General features: G+C 40.4%; 13 protein-coding genes. 2 read left to right on the forward strand and 11 right to left on the reverse strand.

Annotated features, from left to right (window positions below; genetic code table 11):
• Nucleotides 1–314 precede the first annotated feature (314 nt).
• Nucleotides 315–1,718 carry an asparagine--tRNA ligase gene (gene asnS / locus CE557_RS03065; protein ID WP_114910134.1) on the reverse strand — a complete coding sequence of 468 codons (1,404 nt, stop codon included), beginning with the start codon at nucleotides 1,716–1,718 and terminating at the stop codon, nucleotides 315–317.
• Nucleotides 1,719–1,818: 100 nt separating this feature from the next.
• Between asnS and rpoN the strand changes: the two genes are divergently transcribed.
• A complete protein-coding gene (rpoN, locus tag CE557_RS03070) occupies nucleotides 1,819–3,231 on the forward strand; it encodes an RNA polymerase factor sigma-54 (protein ID WP_114910135.1) in 1,413 nt (470 codons plus the stop codon).
• A 73-nt stretch (nucleotides 3,232–3,304) separates the two neighbouring features.
• Here rpoN and CE557_RS03075 read toward each other — a convergent pair whose 3' ends face one another.
• The 8 genes from CE557_RS03075 to CE557_RS03110 form a co-directional block, all read right to left on the reverse strand.
• Nucleotides 3,305–3,925 (reverse strand): hypothetical protein, encoded by a 621-nt coding sequence (locus CE557_RS03075; protein WP_162789975.1) that lies wholly within the window; start codon nucleotides 3,923–3,925, stop codon nucleotides 3,305–3,307.
• A 96-nt stretch (nucleotides 3,926–4,021) separates the two neighbouring features.
• The gene (gene secG, locus CE557_RS03080) at nucleotides 4,022–4,354 is read right to left on the reverse strand and encodes a preprotein translocase subunit SecG (protein WP_114910137.1); all 333 of its coding nucleotides are present in this window, start codon (nucleotides 4,352–4,354) and stop codon (nucleotides 4,022–4,024) included.
• 2 nt (nucleotides 4,355–4,356) lie between these two features.
• A complete protein-coding gene (locus tag CE557_RS03085; RefSeq protein WP_114910138.1) occupies nucleotides 4,357–4,992 on the reverse strand; it encodes a hypothetical protein in 636 nt (211 codons plus the stop codon).
• Between the two features lie 168 nt (nucleotides 4,993–5,160).
• Nucleotides 5,161–5,694, reverse strand: coding sequence for an LPS assembly lipoprotein LptE (gene lptE / locus CE557_RS03090; RefSeq protein WP_114910139.1), 534 nt, complete (start codon nucleotides 5,692–5,694; stop codon nucleotides 5,161–5,163).
• Nucleotides 5,663–6,880, reverse strand: a complete 1,218-nt coding sequence (locus CE557_RS03095; protein WP_114910140.1) for a sigma-54 interaction domain-containing protein — start codon at nucleotides 6,878–6,880, stop codon at nucleotides 5,663–5,665. Before CE557_RS03095 ends, lptE begins: the two co-directional genes overlap by 32 nt.
• A 12-nt stretch (nucleotides 6,881–6,892) precedes the next feature.
• Entirely contained in the window at nucleotides 6,893–8,323 is a 1,431-nt protein-coding gene (gene miaB, locus CE557_RS03100) for a tRNA (N6-isopentenyl adenosine(37)-C2)-methylthiotransferase MiaB (protein WP_223245885.1), read from the reverse strand.
• 99 nt (nucleotides 8,324–8,422) lie between these two features.
• Complete coding sequence (gene acs, locus CE557_RS03105; protein ID WP_114910142.1) at nucleotides 8,423–10,426, reverse strand: acetate--CoA ligase; 2,004 nt, start codon at nucleotides 10,424–10,426, stop codon at nucleotides 8,423–8,425.
• Between the two features lie 251 nt (nucleotides 10,427–10,677).
• Entirely contained in the window at nucleotides 10,678–11,970 is a 1,293-nt protein-coding gene (locus CE557_RS03110; protein WP_114910143.1) for a DNA recombination protein RmuC, read from the reverse strand.
• A gap of 111 nt (nucleotides 11,971–12,081) precedes the next feature.
• Between CE557_RS03110 and CE557_RS03115 the strand changes: the two genes are divergently transcribed.
• Nucleotides 12,082–12,369: a hypothetical protein gene (locus CE557_RS03115; protein WP_162789976.1), complete on the forward strand. Its 288-nt coding sequence runs from the start codon at nucleotides 12,082–12,084 to the stop codon at nucleotides 12,367–12,369.
• Nucleotides 12,370–12,451: 82 nt separating this feature from the next.
• On the opposite strand, the gene CE557_RS05035 is transcribed toward CE557_RS03115, so the two are convergent.
• Nucleotides 12,452–12,616, reverse strand: coding sequence for a hypothetical protein (locus tag CE557_RS05035; protein ID WP_162789977.1), 165 nt, complete (start codon nucleotides 12,614–12,616; stop codon nucleotides 12,452–12,454).
• A complete protein-coding gene (gene rpsJ, locus CE557_RS03120; RefSeq protein WP_114910145.1) occupies nucleotides 12,613–12,918 on the reverse strand; it encodes a 30S ribosomal protein S10 in 306 nt (101 codons plus the stop codon). Before rpsJ ends, CE557_RS05035 begins: the two co-directional genes overlap by 4 nt.
• Between the last annotated feature and the right edge of the window lies 1 nt (nucleotide 12,919).

Raw genomic sequence — 12,919 nt, forward strand, 5'->3', positions numbered from 1 at the left:
ATACCACTGGTGGTTCCAATCATTTCTACACCTTGTATATGTCTACTGACTTATTGCTCAGATAACCTAGCCGAATAGATAAGGTAGGATCAATAAAACAAAATAGACTGTACCAGATTAGTTCTGTGACCAAAGTTTAAAGGTGTTAGATCCCTCAACAGTAGCAATAAAATAAATAAAGGATAAAATTCCAAAAAGATGGACCAATAAACGTTGGTTTGGAATGTAAAGCACAGATGTATAAGTGCTCATGTAAACGCTTTGTATTTTATTTGCTGCTGCAAGATTTATCCCTTTCAAGCCCACTGGCTCTGCTAACAGGGCACGTGGCCTGGGGTACGTGGAAATGGAATGACATCACGTATGTTTTCCATTCCTGTTACAAACAATACAAATCGGTCCAGACCTAAACCAAATCCGCTATGGGGTATCGTTCCAAAGCGTCTGGTGTCCAGATACCAGTTCAAATTTTGAATACCGGTACGTTGCATTACGGCTGTCAAGTAATCCATGCGTTCTTCTCTTTGGGAGCCTCCAATAATTTCGCCTACGCCAGGGAAAAGTATATCCATAGCGGCTACCGTTTTTCCATCATCATTTTGGCGCATATAAAAGGCCTTGATAGCTTTTGGATAATCGGTTACTACTACAGGTCTTTTAAAATGATGCTCTACTAAATAACGCTCATGTTCCGATTGGAGGTCCATGCCCCAACCGGTAATAGGATAGACAAATTGACTATGCTTATTGGATGCCGTTAAAATAGCAATGGCTTCTGTATAGGTAATATGGGCGAAAGGTTGTTCTAGTACGAACTGCAACCGTTCCAATAGTGTCATGGTTGCCTCTTCTGCATTGCTATGGCTCAGCAAGCGTTGGTTTAAAAAATCAAGCTCGTCTGGGCATGTTTTAAGTACATAGTCTAATAAAAATTTTAACAACGCTTCTGCAAGCGCAATCGTATCGTCCAGCGTATGAAAGGCTACCTCTGGTTCAACCATCCAGAACTCTGCTAGGTGTCTGGTTGTATTCGAATTTTCTGCTCTGAAAGTGGGGCCAAAAGTATAGACCGCTCCTAGTCCCATGGCAGCTGCTTCTGCCGCAAGCTGGCCAGAAACGGTTAAGTTGGTAGCGGTATGAAAAAAGTCTGCGCTATAATCCATACTACCATCTGGATGTTTAGGTGGTGTCTCTAAGGTGGTTACACGGAACAATTCCCCTGCACCTTCTGCATCTGCTGCAGTAATAATAGGCGTATGGAGGTAAAAGAAACCACGTTCGTGAAAAAAATGGTGAATGGCATAACTAATGGCATGCCTGATGCGAAACACGGCACCAAAAGTATTGGTGCGAAATCGAAGGTGTGCCCATGTACGTAGAAATTCCAGTGAATGCGCCTTGGGTTGCAATGGGTAGTCTAGCGCATTACCCAGTAGGGTTAGGTGATGACCATCTAATTCTACCGATTGGTTGGCACCTTTTGAAGCTACCAAACGGCCAGAGACCGCAACACTAGACCCTGTAACCAGCTGGCTTAGCAGCTCTTTGGGGAGTTCAGAAGGGGACATTACTACCTGTAAACTTTGCTGACAAGAACCATCATTAAGCGTAAGAAACACAACCTGTTTATTGATCCGTTTGGTGCGGATCCAGCCCTTGGCTTCAACTTGTGCACCTACTGTGCCAAATTGTAAAAGTTCTTTAATTTTGGTATGCAATGTATTCTTTTTTTAGATTAAAAATTAATGCTTGTATAGCTATGTGTCTAGCAGGGCCTAATCTATAAATAGTTTTTATTTAATCCAACTGAACGCACAGATGCAAAAGTTACAATTAGAGCAAAAGTTAACGCAGCGGTTATCTGGACAACAAATTCAATTTATTAAGCTATTGCAAGTGCCTACTATTGCACTCAATGACTACATCTCAAAAGAGGTCACCGCTAACCCTTTGCTAGATGAAGAAAGAGAGGGAGAAGATCAAGATGCAGCAGCTACTGTATCAGAATCATTGGTTCAGGATCTTCCTGACTATCGTTCAACGGATGTAAAGCTATACAAAACACAAACTACTCGGGACCTTTGGACCCCAGCTGTCGTTTCACTTCAAGAAAAGTTAAAAGAGCAACTGCATTTACTCCATTTAAATCCAGTAGGCTATATCATAGGCGAGCATCTGATTGGTAGTTTGGATCAAGATGGTTACCTACAATGTGATCTAGAAATTGTTGTACAAGATCTTCATGTAATCCATTATTTAGAACTTTCTCTACAAGAGGTAGCGGCAGTATTAACTGCTATTCAGCATTTCGATCCACCTGGTATTGCAGCTAGGAATCTGCAGGAATGTTTGTGCATACAGCTGCAAGGACAAGACCAGCAAGATCCAATTATTCAATTGGCACAGCGTGTGGTCAGTAGTTGTTTTGAAGCCCTTACTAAGAAGCATTATGAGACCATAGTGAAAAAATTAGGTGTGACAGATAGGCCGCTCTTGAAAGAGGCCCTAGCCCATATTGCTCGATTGAATCCCAGACCAGGGCGCCATCATAATGGAATAGATGATACCAGTGATTACCTTACACCAGACTTTATAATCGTAGAAAATCAAGGGAAACTTACTGCTGAATTGATCCATTATCCGGTATACAAGCCGCGCTTTAATAAAAAATATCTTGCGTTGTTAGAAAGTTATGAGCAAAACAAACAACAGGATGTAGCAAGCCAAGAGATGATTGCTTTTTTGAAAAAAAAACTAGAGCATGCTAAGTGGTTTATGGAGGCGCTTGGTCAACGGAGCCAAACCCTTTTAAAGGCCATGAACGCAATTTTAGCATTGCAATATGCTTTCTTTTTAGAAGGGGAAGAAACAGATCGATTAAAGCCAATGGTTTTGCAGCATGTAGCTGATAAGGTTGGTATGGATGCTTCTACTATTTCAAGGATTGTTAACCAAAAATCAGTCCAAGGCAAATTTGGTGTGTATCCACTAAAATTTTTCTTTTCTGAAGGCATCAGTAAAGCTACCGGAGAGGATATCAGCAATAAAGTGGTAAAAAATAGAATTTTAGAATTAATTGATAGTGAAGATAAACAAAACCCTTATTCAGATGAACAGATCGTAGCTATATTGATAGGTGAGGGCTATAATGTGGCACGCCGTACCGTAACGAAGTATAGAAAACAGTTGGATCTACCTGTTGCTAGGTTGCGGAAGGCATTGCTAACATGAAATCTGTTATGATGCTAGTGTGCTGAAGACATATCTATGGTCGTTTATGGGCCATCTGTATAGGTTTAAATGGTTAGCCCAGTAAGTTGCACCCGATTCTTAATGTAATTTGCTGAGGTCTATAGGGCTTATCTCCACCCGATAGCGCAGCACTTATAAACTTTCTAGCTACTGATAAGTGCGCAAATTCCCAAGAGCCATCTATTAAAAGAGGGCCTAGGTCTATACCCAAACCTAAGAGGTAGCCATTGATCTTTTTTCTATAGCTTTCTATAAGGTGATTACCTCTAAGGTCTCCATCATCTAAACCAGTCAAAGGTATCCGAAAAATAAAGCCAATATGAGGGCGCAGGAGACCAAACAAAGGAACGCCAATCGTCAAGGGTAGGGTAATATGTTTGAAATGGTTTCGATCAAGCTTATGGGGCAGCTTATGCCAATCTAATACAAACAAGCCATCTAACTTGGCATATAGGAGCCAAAAGTCTAGACTTGCAAATCCTCCCATCTGCAATGCGAAGTTGTGGATAGTTGTTTTTTGGGTGGTCTGTTTTGAGCCAAAGCTACTATAAAATCCAGTTATACCCAGAGATGGCCCTATAGCCCATCCAATAGCGTTAGAGGGATGGGCCACAAGCATATAGACTAGCGCGCAAAGGCCCAGGATGTATTTTTTTATGTTGGTTACTTTCATGCCAATGATCACTGTTGTGTTGAAAAAAACTACCGACCTCTGTTCGCTTTAAAGTTACCTTTTAGCGATGGAGGTCGCTGCATTAGCGATAGCTAGCTAATCCTTTATCGTGTCATTATTGGTAGTGTTTGGTGGGACTGTGGTCTGTAAGGTTTGCTGCGCTTGAGCCAGATTGGGACTTATATTTGACTGTGATGCACCTTTAAGAAAAATAGAAGACAAGAGGGTTAAGAAGAGCAATAACCCTACTAGTACCCAGGTGGTTTTTTCTAGAAAATCTGCTTTTTGATTAATGCCAATACGTTGTATAGAAGCTGCACCTCCACCTGAAGGCGTAATCCGCTCCTTAGGCTCCTGCAGTAAGATGGTGCCAATCAAGAGAATGGCTACAATAATAATAAGTACAGTAAGTAAATTGAATACAGACATAACTATAGATCACGATTTAGGCTAGAGATAATACCTTGAATATACGATTTTTTTTCAGGATATTTGGACATTAGGTGTGTATAAATTTCAATCGCACGTTTGTATTTTTTTTGTTGGATCATGATTCTAGCTAATGTTTCAGTAGCAAAGCGATCATGTAAAGTAGTACCTTGCTCGGACAGATCTATAGATACTTCTTCTGTTAATGGCACTACTTCGACAAAGGGATCAAACTGCAAATTTCTATTTAAAATAGTGTCTATAACAGAAAACTGTTTGATACTATTTTCATTTGTACTCTTTTTAAGTGACTTTTTAGCAATTATTTCTAAATAATTATTAACGGCACTAGATGTTTCCTGTGTGGATTTAGTATGCGCGTTTCGGACTATGGGTGGTATAGCAAGTTTGTTTTCCAACCATTTACGCAAATGGGTGCGATCAATGGCGTAGGTAGCAGCTCTTTGCACTACATGTTTTTCTATATCTTGCTCTTGCCTATAGACTGCTTTGGCAAGGAGTCCATGGGCTAAGTAAAAATAGGGGTATTTCTGTATAAGCGCCTCTAGATCGCGTAGATCTGCTGGCGAAAGCGTTTCAGGTTGCTCCAGTAATTTTAATAGTTTTTGAACATGCATGGTAGAAACAATTTCAATAGACTTCTTTTATGCAACGCGTTGATACAGAGGAATTTGTAGCAGACACAGTACGCAAAACCGCAGCATACCAGCTGTATGTGAGGCTGTTAGTACCGGATCAGTGTGCAAAATTACCAGTAAAAGTAGCGTTTTGAACAAAGCCTCATCTTACCAGTTATCTATGGACTTGCTACAAATATCATCCACTAGTTTATTAAAAATTTCTTTAATCAATTCAGGTTCTTTTTCTAATTTATTTTCAGTTGAAAGCATATCAGCGCTAGCTGAAAATTGTTTTTTCTTAAATGAAGATTCCTCATCAATAAGATTCAAGTAAGCAACTTCTATAGTTATGGTTAAACGCTGTACTTCTTTTAGGTTATTACCTTGCTCATTTTTTGTACTGAAGGCTGTAGTATATGAAAATGATTTAATAATGCCTTCGTATTGTATGTTACCATCTTTTTCTTCTCGGGTTAGCGATGTGGTACGTGATATTTTGGTTATAAGTGCTTCAGTAAGTTTTTGGGGCATATCTATTGGACCCTCTGTCACCTCTGTATAAAACGCCTGAACAGAAAAGGTCTTTATATCGCGAGAAAGCGAAGTGTCTAAGAAAGTAAAAAGACCACAACTGTGTAACCCTAGTAAACTAAAAACAAGGTATAGACTATTGGTTAAAATCGGACGCTTCAATTTCATATTGTTTAATTTTTCGATAAAGTGTTCTTTCAGAAATCCCTAAATCATCCGCTGCATTTTTACGGTTCCCATGGTTTTTTTGCAGCGACCTACGAATTAATACTTGTTCTTGAGCTTCAATAGAAAGGTTCTCTGTTGTATAGGACATGTCATGTAGGTTCGCTTCTTTAAAGGATTGTGTGGTATCTAGAAAATGAATCTGCTTGTTGTCTGCATCACTATAGGCACCGAGTTGCGCTTGTTCCTTTATAATCGGACTTTTCCCAGACTCTATAAAATTAAACATTAATGCTTTTAGTTCTGCGATATCTCTTTTTAAATCAAAGAGGATAGGATATATATATTCTTGCATGCCATGATCCTGCCATTTCTTATAAAGCACTGGTAACGTATGGCTTTGTGCTTTCGGTAAATATTGCTCTAGTACTTTGGGTGTAATCATAACTACTTTTTCAAGTAGTGCCATTTGCTCAACAATATTTTTTAATTGTCGGATGTTCCCAGGAAATGCATAAGTGCGCAAAATATCTTTTGAATCTGAACTGATTTCTAGGGGTTTAACGCGGTATTTAGCAGCAAAGTCACTAGAGAATTTATGAAACAACTGGATAATATCTACGCCTCGTTCACGTAGGGGGGGGATATGAATGGGTACTGTATTGAGCCTGTAATACAAATCTTCTCGGAATTTTCCTTGTTTAATGGCATAGAGTAAGTCTACATGCGTAGCTGCTACTACACGCACTTTGGTTTTTTGTACGTTAGAGCCACCTACTTTTAGATATTCTCCATATTCTAACACACGCAAAAGTCTAGTTTGTGTCCCCAAGGGCATTTCACCTATTTCATCTAGAAAGATGGTTCCACCATTGGCTTCTTCAAAGTAGCCCTTTCGGCTTTCTAAAGCACCCGTAAAGGCGCCTTTTTCGTGACCAAAAAGTTCAGCGTCTATGGTTCCTTCTGGAATGGCCCCACAGTTAATAGCTATAAAATTACCATGTCGGTAGGGGCTTAGTGCATGGATAATTTTGGAAAAAGATTCCTTTCCCGTGCCACTTTCACCTGTAATTAAAACGGATAGATCGGTGGCAGCGACCTGCATCGCTACCTCAATAGCTCGATTCAACAATGGCGCATTGCCAATAATGTTAAACCGTTGTTTGATGTATTGAAGATCTTCTTTCATAGCCTGATATGCTTAAGATACGACGGTTCCAAACAGCGTGGCTGCATTGCAATGGGTAATATGTACCGCTACATAATCGCCTATTGTATAGCTCCCTTTGGGAAATACAACAATCTTGTTTTGACTGGTTCTACCTTGAAAAAATGCGTCTGATTTTTTGGAGTATTTTTCAATTAATACTTCATAGACTTGATCTATACTTTTTTGATTGTGCATCAAGGCATGTGCACGTTGTTTGGCTATAATTTCGCTTAATCTACGTTTTTTAACTGTTTCTGGCACGTCATCGGGATATTTTCTAGCCGCTAATGTGCCTGGACGTTCGGAGTAATAAAACATAAAGGAAAAATCATATTGCACGTAATCCATGAGTGAGAGGGTATCTGCATGTTCTGCTTCTGTTTCGGAGCAGAAGCCTGCAATCATATCGGAAGAAATGGCGCAAGATGGACCTAAGATATTTCTAATGGCATGAATTCTTTCTATATACCATGCGCGATCGTAGGTACGGTTCATTAGTTTTAGGACGCGGCTATTGCCACTTTGTACGGGAAGGTGAATGTGTTTACAGATGTTGTGGTAGGCTTTCATCGTATGCAACACCTCATCCGTCATATCTTTAGGGTGGGAGGTGGAAAAACGCACCCTTAACTTCGGATCAATCTCAGCCACCATGGCCAGCAATTGAGCAAAGCGAATGTCTGCGTTGGATCCATGATGTAGCGGCGTAGCAGCTTCGGTCTTAGCAGGATGCCAGCTATAAGAATCTACATTTTGTCCTAAAAGGGTAACCTCCTTGTATCCTGATTTAAATAATTTGGTAGCTTCTTGGACAATAGAATAAGGATCTCTGCTCCGTTCACGTCCCCGGGTAAAAGGGACAATACAAAACGAACACATATTATTACACCCCCTCATAATTGAGATAAAAGCGGTTACACCACTTGAATGCAAGCGAATGGGCGCAATATCGGCATAGGTTTCTTCTTTAGACAAAAAAGTATTGACCGCCTTATATCCTTTATCTACTTGACTAATTAATCTGGGAAGGTCTCTATAGGCATCTGGTCCCGCTACTAAATCCACTACTTTTTCCTCTTCTAGTAATTGCGTTTTAAGCCGTTCTGCCATACAGCCTAATATACCTACAATCAGGTCAGGCTGTTGTATCTTTTGTTGATTAAACACCAATAATCTATTGCGAATCGTCTGTTCGGCTTTATCCCGAATGGCACATGTGTTGATGAGAATAAGGTCTGCCTCATGGTAGTGATCTGTAAATACAAAACCTTGCTGGTCCATAATAGACGCTACTATTTCACTATCAGAAAAATTCATTTGGCAGCCGTAGCTTTCTATATATAGTTTTCTATACAACGGAGGGTGGTTGGGTGGTCTGTTTACGGTAGCATCATCTGCAGCAATAAATGTTTTTTGTTCCATATTGGATATGATCATGTTACGGCTATATAGCCTGGCGATAGCCTAAGGAAACTAGGCTATATAAAGGTACAAAATAGGTGGGACTGCCCCATATGCTCTTTACAAAATCTTTACCTTATTAAGGGTAACTGCGCGCAACTGGTCAATGATATGTTGATTCACTAGTGTGGAGGTGTCACCCAAATGGGTTTCTTGTTGCACTATTTTTTTGAGTAGTCGACGCATGATTTTCCCAGCGCCTACTTTAGGTAGTGCAGATACAGGGTGCAATAGGTCTGGAACGGCAAAGGCGCCCAACTTATTTCGAATGATTGTTTTAATCTCAGATGCAATGATGTGATTATATACCCATCTATTTTTTAATACAATAAAACAATGAATGGCTTCGCCTTTTATGGCATGTGGTGCAGAGACAGCAGCCGCTTCAGCCACGGATGGGTGTTGCATCAATACGGACTCAATTTCAGCAGTTGATATCAAATGACCGGAGCTATTCAACATATCGTCTGTTCGGCCTATGATCCAATAATAACCATCTGCATCACGTTTTGCGGCGTCGCCTGTGTAGTAGTAGCCATGGTCAAAATAGGTAGCTTGAAACCGCTGATGGTGGCCATCAATGGTCCGTGCCATGCCTGGCCAGGGTGTTTTTAGCACGAGATGGCCCTTCCCTTCGCCTATAATTTCAACGCCATGGTCATCAACTATGGCTGGCACAATACCAAAAAAAGGAAGTGTAGCAGATCCAGGTTTTAGTGGTGTAGCGCCAGGAAGTGGACAAATGATCGGTGCGCCTGTTTCGGTCTGCCAAAAGGTGTCAATGATGGGGCATCGTTTGGCACCCACTGTTTCGTAAAACCAGGTCCAGGTTGAAGGGTCAATTGGTTCACCCACTGAACCGAGTATACGTAGGGAGGCTCTGCTGTATGCCGTAACATAGGACGTATTGAGTTGCATCAGGGTTCGAAGCGCAGTGGGCGCTGTATAAAAGGTGGTTACTTGATACCTATCAATCAAATCCCAGAAGCGCCCTCCATCTGGGTAGGTGGGAATGCCGTCAAAAATCAAAGTGGTACTTCTACAAGCCAGTGCACCATATACATTAAACGTATGGCCTGTAATCCAGCCTAAATCTCCAGAGCAGAAAAATATATCTTCTGGATGGTAGTCAAATGCATATTTAAATAGGGTAGCTGCATACAACAGGTATCCACCGTTTGTATGGCATATCCCTTTGGGCTTTCCAGTTGAACCGCTTGTATAAAGTATAAATAGCAGATCTTCTGCATCTACCCACTCAGGCGGGCAGACATCTGATGCCGTTGCCATCAATGTTTCCCATGCGTGATCTATGGCATCGTCCCATGGGATCTTGGGTATATTTTCCGTTTGTGTAATGGTTTGTAGGCGATGAAAAACAATACAATGGTTGATGGGATGGTTGGCGGCTTTACATTGCAACAATGCTTGGGTGGCAATCGATTTGAGTGGGATAAACTTTGTACCACGAAATGTGCCGTCGGCTGTTACCAAGAGTTTTGCTTTTCCAGTTATCATGCGTTCTGCTAGTGCATCTGCTGAAAATCCTGCAAAGATGACCATATGAATGGCACCAATCCGTGCACAACTGAGCATCGCTACGATAGCCTCTATAGTGGTCGGCATGTAGATGGCCACGCGATCTCCCTTTTTGATGCCCAGCGATTTGAATACATTGGCACATTTACAAATGGCTTTGAGCAGTGCTTGGTAGGTGATTTGTTTTTGGTCATGTGGCTCATTCCCTTCCCAATAATAGGCGATCTTATCGCCATACCCATTTTGCACATGTCTATCCACTAGGTTGTAACAAATATTGGTTAGCGCACCTTCCATCCATTTTGTAAAAATAGGTCCTTTTTGGAGGTCGAAGTTATAGCGTAAAAATGGACGCGTTGGGTTTTTTTTCCAGAAAAATTCTGTAGCTATTTTTTCCCAAAATTGAATTGGATCCTCAATAGAGGCGTTATATATTTTTAGGTATGCATCCAATGATGTAATATAGGCGCTTTGTTGAATGGCGCCAGAAGGAGGGTATGTTGTGCGTAGGTCAGGTTTTTTCATACTTTCAAAATTCTTGTATCCATGTTTTAGGCCAAGCAATTAATATGTACGCATCTAGCCAATCCTCTAAATAATTGTAGGTATAGGCAAATTGAACGATGCATAGGGATATGCCTATAAGCCTCATCAATTAGATACAGCTGCTTAATTTAAGTAAAAACTTATACTTTACCCAAATGTATGATAGACTTGTATCTAGGGTGAGACTGTAATAGTCGAGACTTAATCTTATCTATCTATTGTAACCACCTTTACGCATCGCACAGATCAGTTTTATCTATGAGTTGTTGATCCAACACTTTACTGGTACGTGCACCTAATAACTTCATTTTTTGTGCCCTGGAGACCAAACTACCTTTGCCCTCATATAGTTTTTTAGTGGCTTCTAAATAGTTTTTTTGTGTGAGCTCTAATTGGCGGCCTATACTTTTAATATCCTCTACAAAGGCAACAAATTTGTCATATAAGGCACCACCTTGTGTGGCAATCTCTAAAGCATTTTGGTTTTGGTGGGCTTGTCTCCATAAATTGGCAATGGTGCGTAGGGTGGCGATTAGATTCGAAGGGGATACGATTACAATATTGCGTGCATAGGCCTCATTAAAAAGCATGCCTTCTTCTTGCACAGCTAGTGCAAAGGCTGGTTCAATGGGTATAAACATTAAAACAAAATCCAAGCCTTGCAGGTTGTAGAGCGCTTGATACCGCTTTTCGCTGAGCGTTTTAATATGGCGTCTAATTGAAAGAATATGCTGTTTGAGGTGAAAGGTTCGTTCAAGCCTATCTGGGTGGTTAAAAAATTGTTCGTAATGATTTAAAGATACCTTTGCATCGATCACAATATTCCGTCCTTCTGGTAGGTTAATGACTACATCTGGTTGTAATCTTTGCCCATCTTCTGTGGGAATAGAGGGTTGTATGACATATTCTCTATTTTTAACGAGTCCAGACTGGTCTAGAATATTTTCTAAGATAAACTCACCCCATCCTCCTTGTAGTTTTGAATCTCCTTTTAATGCTTTGGTAAGCCCTTCTGCTTCTTGTGTGATTTTTAGGTTAAGGTCATGGAGTTGTTTTAACTCTGTCCGTAACGCTACATTTCTTTCCAAGCTTTCTTGGTTATACTGCGTGACCTGTTGTGCAAAGGTTTTAATTTTATCGCTGAGTGGGGTTAACAACCGCTCCATTTGGAGCTGACTATGGTCTGAAAACTTTTTGCTTTTTTCTTCTAAAAGTTCATGGGCTAAATTTTTAAAATGGATGGTGAGTTGGCTTTGGAGTTGCTCAACCGACTGGCCTTGTTCGGCTATTTTTTTTTCTAAATAGCTATTATGTGCCAGGGCAGTAGCTAGTTCTTTACTGACCTGTAGGTGTTGCGCTTGTAGAGTGTGGGATTGATGTTGGCTTTCAGCTAAATCCTTTTCTAGTCCAGCAACGCTATTTTGTAAGGTGGCAATGGGTACTTTATGCAAGATTTTTGTAATGAACCAGCCGATGGTAAAGCCAATAAGCAATACAAGGAGTAGATAGATGGTAAAAGCCATAACGTACTGTTTACTGGCCCTATTTATGAAATAGAGTGCCAGTTGCGATGAGAAAATATACCATTAAAGACACAAAACAATATACTATCTTTCCGTCTGCATATTACTTCTGTGTTAACTACGTCCTCAAATGATCGTGCTGAGCATGCCATGATTGAAACTATTATTGCTTGTTCCATGTTTGCAAATAAGCAAAAAATGATACACAAGCGTTATGCCCCTGCTCAATTATTTCGTGTACATCTTGAAGGTGTACTGAATCCTGGGAAGATTGACTTAGTAGATAGTAAGCATATTCAGAGTTTATTTAGTTGTATTGATGTTAAGGACGATAAAGGTGCGCAGGAGTGTGCTAAAGCTATAGTTGATATAATGTTTAACCCTAAAAAAAATAGTTAATTAGTTTTGTTCTCCTGAAGTTTTATACCCCATAGCAATAAAAAAACGCCCCTCGCGAAAAATTGCGATCAGAAAGCGTAGCTTACAGATGATTAAGAAAAACAGCTTCCTTTGAAGCCCATGAAGCGGGCGACTTCTGTTTTTCCATCTGTAAGCTAGGGCTTTCAGCAATTTTTTGCACAGGGCTTGATTTTTTGCACACTTTTTTATCAAGGAAAAAGTGCGATAAAATTCCTTTTTCTTTCAAACCTTAATCTCTACCTCTACACCACTAGGCAGCTCCAGTTTGGTGAGTGCATCTACTGCTTTTGAGCTACTGGAGTAAATATCTATCAACCTTTTATGGGTGCAAAGTTGAAACTGTTCTCGTGACTTTTTATTCACGTGCGGAGAACGCAGCACCGTATAGATTTCTTTTTTACCTGGTAGCGGAATGGGACCATTAACCACTGTTTTGGTAGCTTTTACAGCCTTAACGATGCTATCTGCCGACTTATCTAAGAGGGCAGCATCGAATGATTTCAGTTTAATGCGAATTTTTTGATTCATA

The organism is Cardinium endosymbiont of Sogatella furcifera (genome assembly GCF_003351905.1).
Taxonomy (GTDB): Bacteria; Bacteroidota; Bacteroidia; order Cytophagales; family Amoebophilaceae; genus Cardinium.